At 56.6% G+C, this 19853-nt stretch carries 18 protein-coding genes; 6 read left to right on the plus strand and 12 right to left on the minus strand.

Annotated features, from left to right (window positions below; genetic code table 11):
- Positions 1-19: 19 nt before the first annotated feature.
- From RT644_RS01470 to RT644_RS01480, 3 genes are all read left to right on the plus strand, one after another.
- Positions 20-544: a GNAT family N-acetyltransferase gene (locus RT644_RS01470; protein ID WP_313625194.1), complete on the plus strand. Its 525-nt coding sequence runs from the start codon at positions 20-22 to the stop codon at positions 542-544.
- 116 nt (positions 545-660) lie between these two features.
- Complete coding sequence (locus RT644_RS01475; protein ID WP_313625196.1) at positions 661-2112, plus strand: tagaturonate reductase; 1452 nt, start codon at positions 661-663, stop codon at positions 2110-2112.
- Positions 2113-2402: 290 nt separating this feature from the next.
- Positions 2403-3317: a bestrophin family protein gene (locus tag RT644_RS01480; protein ID WP_160270407.1), complete on the plus strand. Its 915-nt coding sequence runs from the start codon at positions 2403-2405 to the stop codon at positions 3315-3317.
- Between the two features lie 165 nt (positions 3318-3482).
- Here RT644_RS01480 and RT644_RS01485 read toward each other — a convergent pair whose 3' ends face one another.
- Entirely contained in the window at positions 3483-4901 is a 1419-nt protein-coding gene (locus RT644_RS01485) for a PLP-dependent aminotransferase family protein (protein ID WP_313625199.1), read from the minus strand.
- Between the two features lie 92 nt (positions 4902-4993).
- On the opposite strand from RT644_RS01485, the gene RT644_RS01490 reads away from it, so the two are divergent.
- A complete protein-coding gene (locus tag RT644_RS01490; RefSeq protein WP_313625201.1) occupies positions 4994-5473 on the plus strand; it encodes a carboxymuconolactone decarboxylase family protein in 480 nt (159 codons plus the stop codon).
- Here the strand turns inward: RT644_RS01490 and RT644_RS01495 are convergent, their stop codons facing one another.
- Entirely contained in the window at positions 5474-6364 is an 891-nt protein-coding gene (locus RT644_RS01495; protein ID WP_097406793.1) for a LysR family transcriptional regulator, read from the minus strand. It abuts the gene before it with no gap.
- Positions 6365-6463: 99 nt separating this feature from the next.
- Between RT644_RS01495 and RT644_RS01500 the strand changes: the two genes are divergently transcribed.
- The gene (locus RT644_RS01500; protein WP_313625205.1) at positions 6464-7879 is read left to right on the plus strand and encodes an aldehyde dehydrogenase family protein; all 1416 of its coding nucleotides are present in this window, start codon (positions 6464-6466) and stop codon (positions 7877-7879) included.
- A 44-nt stretch (positions 7880-7923) separates the two neighbouring features.
- Here RT644_RS01500 and RT644_RS01505 read toward each other — a convergent pair whose 3' ends face one another.
- The 6 genes from RT644_RS01505 to nifL form a co-directional block, all read right to left on the minus strand.
- The gene (locus RT644_RS01505) at positions 7924-9489 is read right to left on the minus strand and encodes a methyl-accepting chemotaxis protein (protein ID WP_016496149.1); all 1566 of its coding nucleotides are present in this window, start codon (positions 9487-9489) and stop codon (positions 7924-7926) included.
- A gap of 257 nt (positions 9490-9746) precedes the next feature.
- Positions 9747-10985, minus strand: a complete 1239-nt coding sequence (locus RT644_RS01510) for an EAL and HDOD domain-containing protein (RefSeq protein WP_016496148.1) — start codon at positions 10983-10985, stop codon at positions 9747-9749.
- A gap of 207 nt (positions 10986-11192) precedes the next feature.
- Positions 11193-11705 carry a nitrogen fixation protein NifQ gene (locus tag RT644_RS01515; RefSeq protein ID WP_016496147.1) on the minus strand — a complete coding sequence of 171 codons (513 nt, stop codon included), beginning with the start codon at positions 11703-11705 and terminating at the stop codon, positions 11193-11195.
- Complete coding sequence (nifB, locus tag RT644_RS01520; RefSeq protein ID WP_313625209.1) at positions 11702-13096, minus strand: nitrogenase cofactor biosynthesis protein NifB; 1395 nt, start codon at positions 13094-13096, stop codon at positions 11702-11704. Before nifB ends, RT644_RS01515 begins: the two co-directional genes overlap by 4 nt.
- Positions 13097-13242: 146 nt before the next feature.
- Positions 13243-14817, minus strand: a complete 1575-nt coding sequence (gene nifA / locus RT644_RS01525) for a nif-specific transcriptional activator NifA (protein WP_313625211.1) — start codon at positions 14815-14817, stop codon at positions 13243-13245.
- A complete protein-coding gene (gene nifL, locus RT644_RS01530) occupies positions 14814-16301 on the minus strand; it encodes a nitrogen fixation negative regulator NifL (RefSeq protein ID WP_313625213.1) in 1488 nt (495 codons plus the stop codon). Before nifL ends, nifA begins: the two co-directional genes overlap by 4 nt.
- A 353-nt stretch (positions 16302-16654) precedes the next feature.
- Here nifL and RT644_RS01535 point away from each other — a divergent pair, with 353 nt between their 5' ends.
- Positions 16655-17185, plus strand: a complete 531-nt coding sequence (locus tag RT644_RS01535; RefSeq protein WP_045508517.1) for a flavodoxin — start codon at positions 16655-16657, stop codon at positions 17183-17185.
- 37 nt (positions 17186-17222) lie between these two features.
- Here the strand turns inward: RT644_RS01535 and nifM are convergent, their stop codons facing one another.
- The 4 genes from nifM to nifV are packed head-to-tail and all read right to left on the minus strand — an operon-like array spanning position 17223 to position 19850.
- Positions 17223-18008: a nitrogen fixation protein NifM gene (gene nifM, locus RT644_RS01540; RefSeq protein ID WP_313625216.1), complete on the minus strand. Its 786-nt coding sequence runs from the start codon at positions 18006-18008 to the stop codon at positions 17223-17225.
- Positions 18005-18448 carry a nitrogen fixation protein NifZ gene (locus tag RT644_RS01545; protein ID WP_313625218.1) on the minus strand — a complete coding sequence of 148 codons (444 nt, stop codon included), beginning with the start codon at positions 18446-18448 and terminating at the stop codon, positions 18005-18007. Before RT644_RS01545 ends, nifM begins: the two co-directional genes overlap by 4 nt.
- A complete protein-coding gene (locus RT644_RS01550; RefSeq protein WP_269230939.1) occupies positions 18445-18702 on the minus strand; it encodes a nitrogenase-stabilizing/protective protein NifW in 258 nt (85 codons plus the stop codon). Before RT644_RS01550 ends, RT644_RS01545 begins: the two co-directional genes overlap by 4 nt.
- A 2-nt stretch (positions 18703-18704) precedes the next feature.
- Complete coding sequence (nifV, locus tag RT644_RS01555; protein WP_313625221.1) at positions 18705-19850, minus strand: homocitrate synthase; 1146 nt, start codon at positions 19848-19850, stop codon at positions 18705-18707.
- Positions 19851-19853 lie beyond the last annotated feature (3 nt).

The raw sequence follows: 19853 nt of genomic DNA on the forward strand, positions 1-19853 counted from the left end.
TTGTTTTTAAGGAATAAAAATGACCACTTATCATATCCATTCGCTAGCGGGCGAAGCGCTCGCATCACATCTTCCTTCCCTTTGTGACGTGCTGGAAAACTGCGTTTCCGGCGGGGCTTCCGTCAGTTTTATGCATCCGCTTTCGCGTGAGAAATCCCTGCAATTCTGGTCCGGCGTCGTCGCAAGTGCCGCGCGCGGGGAACGCATTGTGCTGGTGGCGCAAGACGATACAGGGGAAATTGTTGGCACCGTGCAGGTGGTGCTGGAACAACCTGAAAACCAGCCGCATCGCGCCGATGTGTCAAAGTTACTGGTGCATGAAAAAGCCCGCCGTCAGGGGCTGGCGCGTCGTCTGATGGATGCGCTGGAACGTGAGGCGCTGGCGCACGGCAAAACCGTGCTGGTGCTGGATACTTCCACCGGCAGCGGGGCGGAACATTTTTACCTGCAATGCGGCTGGCAGCGGGTGGGTGAAATTCCGCGCTTTGCCCTGATGCCGGACGGAAATGTGACGGCGACGACAATTTTTTACAAGTTCTTATAATCCGCGCCAATAAGACATCCCATTTTGATCAAAACAGGGTTTCATGGTCTAAAAGTCTGGTAAGTTATTACACCAATCTTCCCAGGTTGTATGACTAATCAAAAAAGGAACCCACTGTGAACACATTAAACCGTCGCAACTTTCCCGGCGCTGAATACCCTGAACGTATTATTCAGTTCGGCGAAGGGAATTTTTTGCGCGCTTTTGTCGACTGGCAAATCGATCTGCTGAACGAGCACACCGACCTGAACGCCGGTGTGGTGGTTGTTCGCCCGATCCAAAGTGATTTCCCGCCGTCCCTGAGCACTCAGGATGGCCTGTATACCACCATTATTCGCGGTCTGAATGAGCAGGGTGAAGCGGTGAGCGACGCGCGCCTGATCCGCTCTGTGAACCGTGAAATCAGCGTCTATTCCCAGTACGACGAGTTCCTGAAACTCGCCCATAACCCGGATATCCGCTTTGTTTTTTCAAACACCACGGAAGCGGGCATCAGCTACCACGCGGGCGATAAATTTGCAGATGCCCCGGCCGTTAGCTACCCGGCGAAACTGACGCGCTTGCTGTTCGAACGTTTCACCCACTTCTCTGGCGCGGCGGATAAAGGCTGGGTGATCATTCCTTGTGAATTGATTGATTACAACGGTGACGCGCTGCGCGAGCTGGTGCTGCGTTATGCACAGGAGTGGGCGCTGGGTGCGGAGTTTACCCGGTGGCTGGATAACGCCAACACCTTCTGTTCCACGCTGGTTGACCGGATCGTTACCGGTTACCCGCGTGATGAAGTGGCGAAACTGGAAGCGGAGCTGGGCTACCAGGATTCGTTCCTTGATACCGCTGAGCACTTCTATCTGTTTGTGATTCAGGGGCCGAAATCGCTGGCGTCTGAACTGCGTCTCGATAAATTCCCGCTCAACGTGCTGATTGTTGACGATATTAAACCGTATAAAGAGCGTAAAGTGGCGATCCTCAACGGTGCGCACACGGCCCTGGTGCCGGTGGCGTATCAGGCGGGGCTGGACACCGTGGGCGAGGCGATGAACGACAGCGAAATCTGCGCGTTTGTGGAAAAAGCGATTTACGAAGAGATTATTCCGGTGCTGGATCTGCCGCGCGATGAGCTGGAATCTTTCGCCAGTGCGGTGACCGGGCGTTTCCGTAACCCGTACATCAAACACCAGTTGCTGTCGATTGCCCTGAACGGCATGACCAAATTCCGCACCCGTATTCTGCCGCAATTGCTGGCAGGGCAAAAAGCTCATGGCAAACTGCCAGCGCGCCTGACTTTTGCGCTGGCAGCGTTGATTGCGTTCTATCGCGGTGAGCGTAACGGGCAGGCGTATCCGGTGCAGGACGACGCGCACTGGATCGAGCGCTACCAGCAGTTGTGGAGCCAGCATGGCGATCGCCAGATCAGCACCAGCGAACTGGTAAAAGCGGTGCTGTCCGTAAGCGATCACTGGGAACAGGATCTGAGTAAAGTTACGGGGCTGGTGGAGCAGGTTTCGCTGGATCTGGATGCTATCCTGCTGCGCGGCATGCGCGATGCGGTTAAACCGCTGTGCTAATTGCACTTTATTAAATGAATGTCCAACCCGGCTCCGGCCGGGTTTTTCTTTTTTTAATAATGGCTAACGGTGCAACCGCGAGCGGCAAGAGAAGTAACGGCGTCGGAATAGTGTGCTTGTCATTCATTAGTTACAACATACTATTAAATAGTTGTATAACAGGTTTCAGCAACTTCTGCGCCAGCCATCGTCGGGAAGGACGACTTTTCGTCACAATTTATTATCAAACTTGCAACTGTGATTGCGATCACGTTTAATAGTGCCGCTCTCCCTTATGCACACAATTCAAGATGATCGTTCGACCTCAACAACACTGGCTTCCCCGTCTTTTCGTCTGGCACGGTTCCGTACTGCCAAAAATCACGTCGCGTTTGCTGATGAATTTCCTGCTCTCCATTGCGGTGATCTGGATGCTGCCGTGGTACACCTCGCTGGGTATCAAGCTGACCGTCGCGCCGTTCAGCATTCTCGGTGTCGCTATCGCTATCTTTTTAGGTTTTCGTAACAACGCCTGTTTTGCCCGTTACAGCGAAGCAAGGGTGTTGTGGGGACAGTTGATGATCGCCTCGCGTTCGCTGCTGCGTGAAGTGAAAACCACACTGCCAGATGATGAGGGATTACGGCACTTTATTCAGCTGCAAATCGCCTTCGCGCACTCTCTGCGCATGACGTTGCGCCGCAAGCCACAAGGCGACGTGCTGGCGAAATACCTGCGCCCAAACGATCTGCATAACGTGCTGAACGCGCACTCACCGGCCAACCGTATTCTGCTGTTAATGGGCGAATGGTTGGGCGTACGCCGGGCGCAGGGCGCACTTTCGGATGTTTTATTCAGCAGCATCAATCAGCGGCTACACGATATGTCCGCCGTGCTTTCTGGCTGCGAGCGCATTTTCACCACGCCGTTGCCGTTTGCCTATTCGTTGATCCTGCATCGCACCGTGTACCTGTTTTGCATCATGCTGCCGTTCGCGCTGGTGGTGGATTTGCACTTTATGACCCCGTTTATTTCGGTGCTGATTTCCTACACCTTTATTTCGCTGGACACGCTGGCGGAAGAGCTGGAAGACCCGTTTGGCGAAGAGGATAACGACCTGCCGCTGGACGCTATCAGCAATGCCATCGAGATTGATTTACTGCAAATGGTGGATGCCGATGTGCTTCCGCACAAAATGACACCAGGCAAAAATTATCAATTAACCTAAACTTTGCTGTGGAGAGTCATCGATCTTTACGATTTTTTCAGTCTGATAGCGAAACCCACAACAGAGAGGGACGTGCGATGGAAAAGTCCGACAGAACTATCTCATTAGCGTTGACCCTGCTGGTCAGCTTCTCACTTCTCGCCACGGCGTGGGATCTCTCCTTCGTCAGTAACTTGCCTTAACATCATTGGCCGCCAGCAGCGCCCGTGTCTCCTCAGCCGGGCGCTGCAATAGCGCCAGCGCTTCCTCCGCTGAACGTACATTGGTATAACCGATAATCACGCCGTAGCGTTTGGTGGAGGTGTTATACCAGCGCGAGAGCGGGCTAACCTGCAACTGGTGCCGCTGCCAGATGTCCGCCAGCGCGATATCCTGCGTGCTGGTGCGTAAAAACGCGATGACATGCATCCCACCATCGCTCACTTCCACGGTAAAAAGCCCCGGATAAACCTGCTCCAGCGCGTCCAGCACATATTTTCTGCGTTGCGAATAGAGCGTGCGCATCTTTTTTAAATGCTTATAAAAGTGACCTTCGCCGAGAAACGCCGCGAGGATTTTCTGCGTCAGCACCGGCTGGCCGCTTTCGGTGAGTTCCGCCGTTTCACGAAACGCGGCAAGCGTCGCGCGTGGCATCACAATGTAGCTGATGCGCAGCGCAGGCATCACCGTCTTACTGAAAGTGCCCATATAGATCACCCGATCATCGATATCGAGACTTTTCAATGCCGGAAGCACTTTGCGGGTGTAGTGAAACTCGCCGTCGTAATCATCTTCAATAATCCAGCGATTATGCTGACTGGCCCAGGCCAGTAATTGCTGCTTGCGCGGGAGAGAAAGGGTTACCGCCAGTGGGCTATGATGTGACGGTGTCACAAAAACCAGCTGCGCATCGCGGTGGTATTGCTGCAAATAGTCGACATTCAGGCCCTGGCTGTCCACCGGGACAAAGTGCAGATTATTGGCGGCGCGTTTCAGCGCCTGGGTACCAAAATAGTAACCGGGATCTTCAAACACCACTTTATCGCGTGTCGTGGTAAGCGCATTGAGGATCAGCCGCAGGTTGTTGCTGTACCCGCTGGTGATGAAAATCTGATCGGCCGTGCAGGATAAACCACGCGACACATTCACATAATGCGCAATCGCTTCGCGCAGCGGCGTGTAACCCAGCAGCGGCGGGTTGGTCATCTCCATTGGCGACATCGATCGCACCGCTTTGCCGCACAACAGTAGCCATTTTTTGTAGGGGAAGGCATCCAGAGACGGAATGCCGGGGCGCAAAAAACCGGGGCGATCGCGCAGTACATCCGCAATGCCCGGTGGCGCGTCTGCTGCCTGAGGCGTAATGTCCGGGGTGGGCGGTTCGCTCAGTACCAAATCCGGGTTGACCCGCGTGCCGCGCGCGCCCTGGCTTACCAGATAGCCTTCACCGATCAGAATCGCCCAGGCCGTTTCCACCGTTTTGCGCGCCACGCCTAATTCACTGGCCAGCACACGCACCGAAGGCACTTTATCACCCGGTTTCAACAACCCGCTGGCAATGCTGCGCCGATACTGCTCGTAAATGGCTTTATAACCCGGCTTCATGTCCTACCTCTATTTGCGGTTTTTGCATCTTTTTACTATGGCATAAACGCGTACTATAGCGGCTGTTGAATCCATAAACGAGGCTAAAGACGATGAGCAATCGCGTAAATCTGTTCCAGACTGTTCCGGCATTAATTAAAACCCTCGGCGATGCCAGCCAGGCGTCGCACGCCAGCAGCCTGGATATTGGTATTCAGAATCTGGTCGATATCCGCGCCTCGCAGCTCAACGGCTGCGCATTCTGCCTGGATATGCATGTGAAACAGGCAAAACTGCACGGTGAGCGCGAACTGCGCATTTACCACGTGGCTATCTGGCGTGAATCGCCGCTGTTTACCGCCAAAGAGAAAGCCGCGCTGGCGCTGTGTGAAGCGCTGACCAAACTTGATGCGCATGGTGTGCCTGATGAGCTGTACCGCGAGGCGCGGGAGCATTTCAGCGAAGTGGAACTTTCCGAGCTGGCCTTTTCCATTGCCATTATCAATAGCTGGAACCGTCTGATGGTGCTGTCGCAAACCTTACCGGGCGCGCTGGATAAAGCCTACGGGCTTGATCGCGCGCACCTCGAGTAGTTAACGCTCTGCCCGGATAAAGGCAATAAACGCCTGCAACCCCACAGGGATGTGGCGGTGTCCGGGATAGTACAAACACAGCCCTTTAAAGGGCTGTGTCCACTCATCCAGCACGCTGACCAGCGTCCCGTTACGCAAATCCTCTTCAATGTAAAACCCCGGCAGAAAGCCCACGCCCAGCCCCGCGCGCACGGCGGCAATCGAGGTAAACAGATCGGTGGTCGACAGCCGTGGCGGAACGGCAACCGCTATGCGCTCGCCGTGGTGCGCCAGCTCCCAGCGGTAATTTCCGCCGCTGGACATGCGCATGCAAATCCCCTGGTGCTGGCGTAAATCATCCGGCGTCTGCGGCGTACCGTGCGCGGCAAACCACGCTGGTGTTGCCACCACGCGCATGCGGATATCCGGCGTGAGCGGCACGGCAATCATATCCTGTGGGATCGACTCCGCCAGGCGGATCCCGGCATCGTAACCGTCGGCCACAATGTCGATCATCTTCGCTTCAGTGGCGACCTCCATGCGCATCTGCGGGTAGCGCGCCAGAAAACGCACCAGCAGATCATCCAGGAACAGTTGCCCGACGGCTAGCGGGACATTCAGGCGCAACGTGCCGGAAGGCTCATCCGCCACGCTGTGGATCTCCTCGTGCGCGTGCTGGATTTCACGCAGCGCCGGGCCAATACGCGCAACAAACCGCTGCCCGGCTTCGGTTAGCGCCACGCTGCGGGTGGTGCGGTGAAACAGCCGAATCGCCAGGCGACTCTCCAGCCCGGCAATGGCGTTACTCACCGCCGTTGGTGACATTCCCAGCTCCTGCGCGGCGGCGCGAAAACTGCCCCGACGCATTACCGCCATCACCACTTCCAGCTCAACCAAACCTGAACGATGCATAGATTATCCCGAATTTCGCAACAACCTTTGCAGCATAGCGTGGATTATCCGCGTGATAAAGGCGTGTCACACTGGCTTCATTGTGAACAGGAGGTGGTTATGCATGCGATTGAACAGATCTCAATTAATGGCGAATGGGTCACGCCACAAGGTACAGAACGTTTCGACCTGGTTAACCCGGCAACCGGCGAAGTCACCGGCCAGGTGCGGCTCGGCAATGAGGCCGACGCGCTGAACGCCATTGCGGCGGCAAAAGCGGCGTTTCCCGGCTGGTCGCAAACCAGCCGCGATGAGCGAATCGCCGCCCTGATGCGTATGCGCGATGCGATGGAGGCCTGCCAGCCCGCGTTGTTGCAGGCAATTGTCGAGGAGTATGGCGCGCCGGCGTCGCGCGCCAGCTGGATGGCGCATTATCCGGTGTCGGTTATCGAGGCGGCGATCGACGCGCTGAAAGCGTTTGAGTTTGAATCCGTAGTGGGCCAGGCGCGCGTAGTGATGACCCCGCTCGGCGTCGCCGGGTTAATTACGCCGTGGAACAGCGATGCCGGATTTATCTGCGGCAAGCTGGCGGCAGCGCTCGCCGCCGGCTGCACGGCGGTCATCAAGCCGAGTGAGATGAGCGCGCTGCAAACCCACATCGTCACCCAGGCGTTACATGAGGCGCAACTGCCACCGGGCGTGTTCAATATTGTTACCGGGCGTGGCGAGGTGGTGGGCGAGGTGTTCAGCCGTCATCCGGACGTGGCGAAAATCTCCTTTACCGGCTCGACGGCGACGGGCAAAGCCATTTTGCGTAACGCGGCAGAGACGTTTAAACGTGTCACGCTGGAACTGGGCGGCAAGTCCCCGACCATTATTCTGGAGGATGCCGATTTGGCCGACGCCGTGCCACTGGCGATCCAGGCCGGATTTATGAATAGCGGCCAGGCGTGTGTCGCGGGAACACGCATTCTGGTGCCCGCATCGCGCAAAGCCGAGTGTGAAGCGGCGCTGGCGCAGGCGGTCGCGGCGGTTAAATCGGGCGATCCGCGCGATCCCGCCACGGAAGTTGGCCCGATGGTCAGCGAAAAACAGTGGCAACGCGTGCAGTCCTATATCCGCCTTGGCCAGCAGGAAGGCGCGCGCCTGTTAGTGGGTGGAGAAGGGCGCGCAGCCGGGTGTGAGCGCGGCTGGTCGGTGCGACCAACGCTCTTTAGCGAGGTCAAAAACAGCATGCGTATTGCGCGCGAAGAGATTTTTGGCCCGGTGTTATCGGTGATCGCCTATCGGGATGACGCCGAAGCGATCGCTATCGCCAACGACACCGATTATGGCCTGAGCGCGCTGGTGCTGGGTCGCAATCCCGAACGCGCGCGCCGTGTTGCCGGGCAAATCGCCGCCGGGCGGGTGTTGGTCAATACGCTGGCGCACGAGGCTGCCGCGCCATTTGGCGGGTTTAAACACTCGGGGATCGGACGTGAAATGGGGCGCTGGGGACTGGCGGCCTTTATGGAGCCGAAAAGTATTGTTATGTAGCAAGTAAACGCCGTGCCACCCGAAGCGAGTGGCACGGGTTGCGATTAACGCGCCAACTGGAAGAAGCGCACGGAGTCGCGCAGCATCTCGCTCTGTTCGGTCATCGACTGGGCGGCAACCGCCGCTTGTTCCACCAGCGTGGCGTTCTGCTGGGTCACCTGGTCCATCTGGTCAATCGCCACGCTAATCTCTTTGATCCCCTGATGTTGCTCGGTAGAGGCAGCGGAGATCTCAGCAACAATATCCGTCACTTTGTTAACCGAGCTGACAATCTCTTCCATCGCGCGGCTGGCGGTATCGGCGTAGCGGGAACCGTCGGTAATTTTCTCAACGGTGCCTTCAATCAGCTGTTTGATCTCTTTCGCCGCCTCGGCACTTTTCTGCGCCAGGTTGCGCACTTCACCGGCCACCACGGCAAAGCCTTTACCCTGTTCACCGGCACGCGCGGCTTCAACGGCAGCGTTCAGCGCCAGAATATTGGTCTGGAAGGCGATGCCTTCAATCACCGAAATGATATCGACAATTTTCTGCGAGCTGTCAGAGATTTCATGCATGCGTTTCAGCATGTCATGCACCTCTTTACCGCCTTTAACTGCCGTCTGTGACGTCTGGCGCGCCAGGTCGCTCGCTTTACGGGCGTTTTCCGCGTTACTCTTCACGTTCTCAGTGATTTGCTGCATGTTCGACGAGGTTTGCACCAGCGAGGCCGCTTGTTCTTCGGTACGCTGTGACAAATCGTTGTTGCCTTCGGCAATTTCGCCTGCGGCATGGGAAATCGATTCGCTGCCGTCGATAATACCGGTGATGATTTCCGCCAGTTTATTGTTCATTAAATGAATGGTCGCCAGCAGGCTTTCGCTGTCGCCCTCGCGCAGCGCAACCTGGGTGCCCAGTTTACCGTCAGCGACTGCCTTCATAATCGACATCGCATAGGCCGGTTCGCCGCCGAGCTGGCGGGAGAGATTCCGCGAGATAAACAGCGCAATCACGCCGGTGGCAATCAGGGCCAGCAGCAGCAAGCCGCTCAGCAGATAAAGTGCCTGGCGGTAACCGGCCTGAGAATCTTCCCCGGCTTTATCACCAATGGCGACTTCCATATCCACCAGCGTCGCCAGATCTTTCATCAACTGGGTACGATATTTTGCTGATACCGCGCCGCTGATTTTGGCCGCTTCCGCCGCATCACCACGATTCATGGCGTCGATCACTTTGGCGTTTACATCAACAAAGTTTTTAAAGTTATCCACCACAGTCGCGAACAGGGCGCGCATTTCTTGCGGCTCATTGGCCGAGATTTTGGCGTACTGCTGCTGAGCATTCAGGAAGGTTGCCTGGTTTTGTAGCAATTCGCCGCGATGTTGATCCAGCGACGCCGGCGTGGTGGAAGCAATATACTGCACCTGTTGCAGGCGCATTTCAGCTAAGACGCCTCGCATTTCAAGGGTATAACGAACACCTGGCATTCTGCTTTCGCGGAACTGGTCAATATTTTTATTGGTGCTGTTAAGTTGATAAATAGAAACAACGCCCAGTAACAACATCATCACAATCAGGATGGAGAAGCCGATGAGCAATTTGGTTAATACAGTGGCCTGCGCAATTTTTTTCATAATCCACAACTAAGTAAAGAAAGGTAATATTAATAACGGCAATATTTTAGGAAAAATTGATCTATTTATCTGATCTCTATCACACATTGCTATGATTTTTGTGCAATGGCACACATCAGATTTTTAATTTAGATTAAGGGAAGGGCGGTTGTTAAAAAGGTTGGAGAATAATACTTCATTGAAGTGAAATATTGTTTCAAATGGTATCTTTGTGCTGAAGTTTATTTTCTGCACACCGTATTCAGTGTGCAGAAAAATTAATGGGAAATAGTTATCGGCAGTTCGTCCGCCCATTTTGTGGCCTGGTTCATCAGCTCTGAAATGGCCGAATTGGGTAAGCCAATTTCATGCGCCACGTCGCTGGCCTCATCCCACATCCGCTGCTCGTACAGGCGCGCCAGCCGCACGTAGGGGTAGAGTTCGCCGCTGTTGGCCTCAAGCGCTTTAGCCACTTCCGGCGAGACGGCGATCTGTGCCATCAGCTCTTCCAGCGGTAGCCCGAGGATCACATCCAGCAGCGAGAAGAGCCCTGCCATAAAGGCGTCATTAGAGATGTTATTGGACGACGTACGTGCCGCCACCAGTTCGCAGAACTTGGCGCGGATCAGGCTCAGGTAATAAATTTCAGTGTTGGTGACATCCTCGAAAGAGGTCAGACACGCCACCAGCACAAAACGGCGCATTTCACTGATGCCAAGGTAGACCACGATGTCGCGCAGCGATTGATTGCGAAAACCGCTAATACCGCGCGTGTTATATAAAATGTTTTGCGCATAACGCATAATTTTAAACGAGAGAGAAACATCGCGTTTCAGCAGATCTTCAATTTTGTTTAAATTGGGTGATTCAACGTTAACTTCCTGCATCAGCTTCAGAGCAAATGCACGATTTTGCGCCAGTTTATTTCGTTTAGTCACCACCGGTTTGCTGAAAAAATACCCCTGGAAAAGATGAAAACCTAATTTTTTAAAGGTCTCAAACTCTTCGTAGGTTTCCACTTTTTCGGCCAGAAAAACCGCATGGCGCAATAATTCCCGATTGGCGAGAATATAGTCGCTAATTTTTTCGCGCGGACTTCTTCTTATGTCAAATTTAATCACGTTGACATAGGGCATAAAGGCTTCCCACTGATTTCCGGGTTCGAAATCATCGAGCGCAATGCGAAAACCCAGCGCGTGCATCCGTTTGACGGTTTCCAGCAGTTTGAGATCCGGTTCGGCGTCTTCCAGAATTTCAATCACCACGCGGTTTACCGGCAGCGTTTCCGCGAGACCTTCGACCAGCAACTGGTAGGGAAAATTGACGTAAACCGTACTGTTGTCGCTCTTCCGGCCCACCGGCGCGCTGAGGAACTGCTCTTCGATTAACTGCGTGGTGGCCTGTTCCGCAGAGATATCGGGGAAGCGGTTATCCATGCTGTTCCGAAAGAGGAGTTCGTAACCGACGGTGTTCAATTGCTTATCAAAAATCGCCTGTCTGGCCACAAAAGAATACATTCGCCACCTCGCACACCGTGTACTTTTGTATAAGTTTTCCAAATATATAAGCAACATTAACACCCTGGCTACCGGAACCGTGTGACTGCGGCAAAATATTTGACTTTTATTGTGAAAGGATAGGACAGCAAAGCGGTAAGTGTACAGGCGACGCGGGTTTTAGTGCGGAGTCAAAGCCTGATTACCCGCTATATCAGGCTGGTTACGTTACGAAGGCTCAAAACAGAGCGGGCGTTCGCAGCAGGCATCACAACTCGGCGAGCGGCACACCACTTCGCCTTCGCTGTGCAGACAACGCTGGCGGTAGAAAAACTTTTTCCAGCGCATATTGTTGCTGTTCATCTCAACTAAAGGCGCGAAGCAATCGCTCATCAGCTCCCGTAGCTCCGCGCGCGAGCTAAGTCCCAGATCCTGCCACAGGTGATTAAAAGCCAGTGAGACACTGGCAATAATGTGCTGCATCGGCGCGGCATCTGCCGACATATGGCACGCCAGCCACTGTGCCAGCTCTGCGCGCTCTGCGCCGCGCGTGGCGTTGAGTTCGCTCATGAGCTTTTGCCGCAAACGGCAGTCCGCCGGCATTTCCGGCGCAGGCGGGGCGAAACGCGCCTGCAGGTTTTCCCAGTCGCTCACGCTTAAACCCATTCTTTCCGGGTAGCAACCTTCACCGTGCAGATAAAGCCACAACAAGCGCCGTAACCAGTCATCAACGGGCATCATGCCACCCCCTTGTTTTGCCCCTTTGTCGGCGCAGTTTGCCACCAGCGTAACAGCGAGGAAGCGATGGGTTGCCAGGCATCATCAACGCAGGGCTGAATGCCGCGCGATTGCAATTTTTGCCACGGTTCGTAGCCGATACGGGCGCAGAAAACGGCTTTCACATCGGCCAGCAAGTCGAGCACGGTGTCCAGTCTTGCGTCGCTTTCCGGCGGCTCACAATTATCCGAACCCTGGCAATATTTCGGTGTGAAACGCTCGTTGACCAGCACAGCGCCCGCGGCCGATAAACTGTAAATACGAAAGCGATCCGCATGGCCAAAATGGCAGTCGATCAGCTCGCCATGTGTTGACGCCACCGCCACCAGACAGGCCTCTGCATCATCGGATTCGCCTTTGGTGACGATACTGGCGTGAAGCTGCGCACGGCGAAACAGCGTCGGCAACCACGGCTGCGGGGCGGATTCAACGGGTAGCAGGGCAAATTGCTGGCTGCGATCTTCGCCGAGCATACCAATCGCATCCGCGCGGCACTGCTGGCAGTGAGTCATTTGCGGCATCACTTCGCCACAGCTTTCGCGCACGCGCGCGACCATCTCTGCATCGGGTTCGGCCTGGCCGTTAAGGCCAAACACCGTGCCGTGCTCCGGGCGGGCTATCAGCGGCATAATGTTATGGATAAACGCACCCGCTTCGCGCAGTTCGCGGCTGACATCGGCCAGCGCGAAATCGTTAATACCGGGGATCAGCACTGAGTTGATTTTCACCAGCACACCTTGCGCCGTCAGGCGACGAACCCCCTCCAGTTGACGGGCTATTAATATTTCACCCGCTTCGCGTCCGCTGTACCGTTCACCCTCGAGCCACAGCCAGGCGTAGATCTGCGCGGCAATTTGCGGATCGAGCGTATTGATGGTCACCGTTACGTGATCGACGCCGAGACTGACCAGCCGATCAACGGCGTCCGGCAGCATCAAGCCATTGGTGGAGAGACACAATTTCATATCCGGTAGCTGTTTGCGCACCATCTCCAGCGTGGTGAAGGTGCGTACGATGTTCGCCAGTGGATCGCCGGGTCCGGCAATGCCAACCACCGACAGTTGCGGGATAGCCGCCGCAACTTGCCGTACTTTCGCCACCGCCTGCTCGGGGGTTAAGAGCGAGGATGAGACGCCAGGCCGGGATTCGTTACTGCAATCAAATTTGCGATTGCAGTAGTTACATTGCAGGTTACAGGCGGGTGCTACCGGTAAGTGCATACGCGCAAAACGGTGATGACCGCTTTTCGAGTAGCACGGGTGCAGCGCCACTTTACCGGCGATGGCATCGGAAAGCGGTTCAGACGGCGTTGACTGACACCGGGAACCGCCAGCGGCGGATGAACAGGACATCATGGAAAGTACCTCCGTTTACGGAATTATTCCTGGTGGTTGCAAATCCCGTTCCTGTTTCAACCTATTGAAAAATAGTGACATTTATTTTGCCGGGTTGTCGGTTTTGTGGCATTTGGCTGACAATGTACCGAATGCCACAACCGCTGTTATAGCCTTGGCAGGGTGATATCCATCGTCTGAATGCGATAGGCGACCTGGCGCGGCGTCATTCCCAGCAAGCGCGCGGCTTTGGCCTGTACCCATCCCGCTTTTTCCAGCGCCGCAATCAGCCGCTGGCGCTCGTCAAGGGTGTTATCGAGCCAGTTATCGTCGTGCGTGACGCTGATAACCGGCGGTTTGGCTGGCTGGTCGCGATGATTAAACAAAATCACGTCCCGATCGATCAGACCGTTTTCCGACATCACCGCCGAGCGCTCAAGGCAGTTTTCCAGTTCACGCACATTACCGGGCCAGTTATAGCTCATCAGCAGGCGGATAGCGCCCTCGCTAATGCGCAGCGTGCGGCTCTGGTTGTGGGCGATTTTGCGCACCAGAAAGTGCGCCAGTTCGGCAATGTCCTCCTGGCGTTCCCGCAGCGGAGGCAGGGTGATGGGCATTACATTCAGGCGGTAATAGAGATCTTCGCGAAAGTGCCCCAGCCGGACTTCATCTTCCAGATTACGGTTCGTCGCGGCAATAATGCGCACATTGACTTGCAGTGTCTCGTCGCCGCCGACGCGTTCCATTTCGCCTTCCTGCAGGATGCGCAGCAGCTTAGCCTGAAACGAAGCGCTACTTTCGCCAATCTCGTCAAGAAACAGCGTGCCGCCATCGGCCAGCTCAAAACGGCCTTTACGCTGGCGTACCGCACCGGTAAAGGCCCCTTTTTCATGACCGAACAATTCGCTTTCAAGTAGTGTGTCCGGCAGCGCCGCACAGTTGAATTTCACAAACGGCGCACTGGCGCGCGGTGAATTATGGTGAATGGCGTTGGCAATCAGTTCCTTACCAGTGCCGCTCTCGCCGCGTACCAGAACGGTGGTGTCCCAGCGCGAAACCTGACGGATAATCTCCATGGTCTGGCGCATCGCCGGGCTGTTACCGACCATATTCTCGAAGCCGAATGCGCGTGAGGCAGTGCAAGATTTCGGGCTGACGGCCTGCGTTATCGCGGCGCGCGGGGAAGGACGCGCTGCCGGTGGGGCCATCAAACGCACGGTCTGCGCCACCAGATTGGCAACCGTTTCCAGAAAGCGGGTGCAGGCGGGTAACCGCTCTTCGTAACGCGCCATGGGTTGCGCCGTCAGCACACCAAACGTCTGCGCATCCGGCCCGATCAGCGGCACGGCGATAAACGGCAGGTTGTAATCATACAGTCCCAGCCGGTCAAGAAAACGCTGATCGTCGGCAACCCGTGCCAGCACTAATGATTGCCCTTGTGAAAGCACCGTCCCGACCAGCCCTTCGCCCGGACGGTAGCGAATTTGCGAGCTACCGGGGATTAACTGCTGATCGGCTTCCTGCAACGCTTCAATAGTCAAAATTGCCTGCTGGCTGTCGTACAGACAGATCATGCCGTGCTGCAAAAAGGCGTCATTGTGCAATACGCACAGCACTTGCTGGAGCGTCTGTTCGACTTCGGTCGCCCGGCTGAGTACCACGCTTATCCGCTGCATCGCGGTGAACTGCTGGGACAAATCGAAGCGCCAGACGGTATTACCCGACTCGGTTCGCTGGGTCATTTTGAACCTCCGGTCAGTGAATGAAATAGCGGGAATCGTAGGGTCAGGCAGCTTCCGCCTTCCGGGCGTGAAGTGAGTTCTATCGCGCCGTGGTGGTGCGCCACCAGCGTCTGGATCAGGCGCAGCTCCATGCCTTTGCCCGGCGCGTTAAGCGCATCCGGCGAGTGGGTATGGCGCACCGGGATCAGCGGCACATTGTCAGTAATATACAAAGAGAGCCAGCCCTCTTCTTCGCGGGCGAAAATCTCTGTTTCTGCGGTAAAATCACGCAGACCAGCGGCAATATCCAGCGTGCGATCGAGCCACAAACTCAGGCAGGCCAACAGCTGCGTACGCTGACCAAATCCCACCAGATGATGGGAATCCAGCGTGACCTGCAAATTTTTACCCTCGCCGAAACGGGTGTGATAAAGCGCGTGCAAATCGTCAAAAAAGGGTTGCAGCGGCCAGACCGCCGTACTTTCCAGTTCCAGCGACGGGCGGCAACGTTTCAGCCGCGCCATCGCCTCTTCACCTTCGCGCCACGCGGCGTCCAGCGCCATGTTGTTGTTATCACTGCCGTTTAACCGCCGCGCCGCCGCCAGCATATTGATGGGGCAGTTAAGCTGGATCAGCGCGGCGTCCAGCGCTTCGCGGATCGCCGCCAGCAGTTTGCCGCTGGTCATCTGCTGTTTAAGGCGATCAAGCCGTCCCTGTTCCTGCTGCTGGCGCTGTTGGGTGTCGTCGGTGATGACCACCAGCGTGCGCGTCAGCGCGTTATCAATAAAGTAGCGACTGGCTTCTTCGCTAACGCCCGGCAGCGCCCAACAGGTAACTGACAACCAGCGCACCGCGCCGCGCAACACCACCGGTAAGACCTGGCCGTTCGCCAGCTCCGCTTTGCGGGCTGAAAAATTAAGTTCGCTCAGGAGCTCTTTTCCGCCGCAGTCGGCACAGAAGGTTTTGTAGGCGAGGTTATCCATCACCACATGATCGCGTTCATCCACCACAACCACCGCCGCCGGAATGTTATTCAGCACCGCTTCGGTCAGCGTCATGTGGTTACGCAACCGCTGCTCCAGCGCATAACTGGCGCTGATATCGCGCTGCATTGCCAGGTAGTGTTCCAGTTCGCCAAACGGGTTAATTACCGGGGTGATATCGATCTCGACCAGATACAGGCTGCCGTCACGGTGGCGGTTGATCAGTTGCCCGCGCCACGGTCGGCGTTGTAATAAGGTGTGCCACATATCCTGGTAGATTTCCCTGGGGGTTTGGTGGCTTGCAAGCAGGCGGGGATTTTGCTGCAACAACTCTTCAAGCTCATAGCCGGTCTGGCGGCAGAATGCCGGGTTGGCATAGACAATGCGTGCGCCGGCATCGGTCAGCGAAATGGCGACGGGCGCTTCTTCAACGATGGTAAAAAACAGCCCAGGATGGTGTTGCGAAAGCGCACCGGCGATTGCCTCGGGCGCGCTGGCATCCATCATCATATTCAGGGTCATCGCACACTCCTGCGGTCAGTTAGTCGTGTCGTAGTTCTGACAATTTGTGCCACCTGGCGGCTTTCGCCCGGACAACATGTCAGGTACGTATAACCATGCAAAGAGTGCACCTTTTGGCCGCTAACCTGACAAAACCTTGATCCAGATCGGTATTATGCGCGCTATCATCGCCAAAGCCGCGCCAGGCGGGCGTCTGCGAGGGGAGGTCGAAGGAAAAAAAGCGCCAGACTGGTGCATTAATAACCATTGTGGTGCAGGTTTTGCCCGTCACCAAAACTGGCACACTCTTCGCAATATCAGACACGTTCACCGCATTTCCCGGCGGGATCTCTTTTTCAACAGGAGCGTGTGTTATGGCAAATATTGGTATTTTTTTCGGCACCGACACCGGCAAGACCCGCAAAATCGCCAAACAGATCCACCAGAAACTGGGCGGGCTGGCGGATGCGCCGGTCAATATCAACCGAACCGATTTAGCGACTTTTCTCTCGTATCCGGTGCTGGTATTAGGCACCCCGACGCTCGGCGACGGGCAACTGCCGGGGCTGGCTGCCGGTTGCGAGGATGCGTCGTGGAGTGAATTTGTCACCCAACTGCAGGGCGATAGCCTGCGTGGTAAAACGGTGGCGTTGTTTGGGCTGGGCGATCAGGTGGGTTACCCGGATAATTTCGCCAGCGGTCTGCGCCCGTTATATGACACGCTGAAACGCTGCGGGGCGCAGATGGTCGGCCACTGGCCCAATGAGGGGTATACCTTTGGTTCATCGTCCGCGCTTGAGGCGGATAACTTTATTGGTCTGGTACTGGATCAGGACAACCAGTACGACCTGACCGATGAACGTATCGAGGCGTGGCTGGAGACGCTCAAGCCGCTGATCCTCTAATGTCTGAAGCCCGGCGGATAACCGATCACCGGGCTTTTCAGCGCGCCTGTAATAATGACGCCAGCCACTGGCGTTGCCACTGCTGTTGGGACTGACGGAACAAATACTCCCGCGCTTTCGCCAGCGCGTCTGCCTTCGCCATCAGCGCCGGTTGGCGGATCTGTTCACACCATAACAAATGCCAGCCCAGCGCCGTTTCGACCGGCTGGCTGACCTCATCTGTTTGCAGCGCAAACAGCGCGTTTTCCAGTTCCGGAAAGAGCAGGCCACGGCTTACCCAGCCCAGACGCCCCCCTTCCAGCGCGCTGGGGCAGTGCGAATGGCGCGCTGCCAGGCGGGGAAAGGCGGCGCGGTGGTCACGGATTTGCTGATAAAACCGGGTGATCTGTGTTCTTATCCCGGCGTGGTTTTGCTCTGTGGTCAGCAGCAGGTGCGAGGTTAAGCGCTGTTCCGGGCGCATAAATTGTGCCTGATGCTGCTGATACCAGCGCAGGACGCTGGCCTCGTCCGGGAGGGGGGCTGTGCGTGCAACCTCAGCAAACTGCGTTTCCAGACGGGCATGATGCGCAATCACCGCCTGGCGCTCGGCTGAGGAAAAAGGGCACTCATCGAGCTGCGGCGCCAGCGATGCGGCCACGGCATTACGCAGCTCGTCAGTAACGCTTGTGTCGCGCGCAATGGCAACTACTGCCAGTTCGAGCTGGCGCTGGCGCGCCCAGGCGCGGTCAAATGCCTGCTGGTGTGACGCCGGGATGTTTTCCGGCTCGCAGTGCCAGCGGGTCAGCGCCAGCCGTCGGCGGGCGAAACGCTCCCACGGCATCATTGTGGTGTCTCCAGCAAAATCATGGCGCGGGCGGGAACCTGAAACCAGCGCCCGGAAAAGGTGACAGTGTAACTCTCCACGGTGTCTCCCTGGCCCGTGGCGGCGATCTGGCCTTGTTCTCCGGCGGCCACCACGATGTTATCGCCGATGGCCAGCGCGTGGCGGCAGGCGACGGTATCGCCATACTGAAACTGCCCGGCATGCCAGGGGGCGGAAAGCGGCAGCAGTTCCTGCTCACGGCAGCCCACAATCAAACCGCAATCGGGAAAGTGGATTTGATAAATCACTTTTTCCATCAGGAACGTGCCCCATTCACGGACAAAACCCGTACTGCCCCGACGCACCAGCAAATCGCCGCGCCGGTAACCCGGCATGGTGCCATCGTTGCGGATCGCGCGGCTAACGCGAACTTCCTCACCGAACGCATACTTTGGTTTCATGATGTCGGCTCCGTTGTACAGTGTTCGTAGCTTTCCGCCAGCAGCCTGCGCGCCAGAAGCCAGGGCTCGCGGGGAGTCGCTTCAAGCAGATTACGCAGCGGCACATGATCACGCAGGCGCTGGTGAAATTCGCGCAGTACCGGCAGGCAGCAACGGCGCAGCGTGAGCGGTTCATAAGGCACAGAGAAAAAGGTAAAAAAGGACTCGGCGCTGTCGAGTTCAGCCACGCCGGGGATCTGATAAAACCATTCCATCTTTAACCCCTCGCCAGGTGTGCGGCGCCTGACCCACACAAGGTGGTGTAAAGCGCAATCAGTTCATCGTCTTGCGGCGTGCGTTTGCTGTTTTCCGCCACGCGGCGAATGGCGGGCAGCAGCAGGTCGACTTGCAGGGCATTAAGGTGATAGCCCAGGCGGGTAAACACACCTTCCACGGCCTGGCGACCGGAGTGCTTACCGAGCACCAGCCGGTATTCGCGGCCGATCAGCGCCGGATCAATGGCCTGGTAGCTTTCGCGATCGCGCAGCAGGGCGGCGACATGCACGCCGGATTCATGGGTAAATACCTGCGCGCCAACCAGCGGTTGCTGTGGGTCAATGGGACGCCGGGCGGCATCGGCGACCTGCTGGCAGAGCATCGGTAATTGCGTGAAATCCACGCCGCTATCCAGACCCAGACAGCGGCTCAGACCGAGCGCGACGGTTTCCAGCGCGGCGTTTCCGGCGCGTTCGCCAAGGCCCAGCACGGTCGTATTCACACTGGTTGCTCCGGCGCGAACCGCCGCCAGCGTATTGGCGGTCGCCATACCGAGATCGTTATGGGCGTGCATTTCGATTTCACCGGGCCAGCTTTGACGCAGCGCGCTGATACGCTGAGCGGTGGTGAAAGGGTCGAGCAGGCCAAGGGTATCGGCAAAACGCAACCGCTGTACGCCTGCGCTGCGGGCGACGTGGGCAATCTCCGCTAATGTCCGATCGCTGGCGCGGGATGCGTCTTCGCAACCAATACAGACCTGCAATCCCTGCTGTCGCGCCTGCGCAATCAGCGTGGCCAGCTTATCCAGCACGACCGGCAGCGGTTCGCGCAATTTGTACTGGCGCAGTTTGTCAGAAGCCGGTAGTGAGATATCCACCCAGTTCATGCCGAGATCGGCGCTCTGGCTGATTTCATCGGTATTCATGCGACACCAGGCCATGAGCGTGGCGTCAGGCAGTTGCTGGCGAACTTGTCGCATCCGCTGGCGTTCTTCGCGGCCCATCGCCGGGGTGCCGACTTCCAGCGCGGTCACCCCGGCGGCAAACAGCGCTTCGGCAATGGCGATTTTCTCGCTGGTGCAAAAGGCGACGCCGGGGCTCTGTTCGCCATCGCGCAGCGTAGTGTCATTGATCACAACCCTGGACATGTT

It is taken from the genome of Kosakonia sp. (assembly GCF_032104925.1).
Classification (GTDB): Bacteria; Pseudomonadota; Gammaproteobacteria; order Enterobacterales; family Enterobacteriaceae; genus Kosakonia.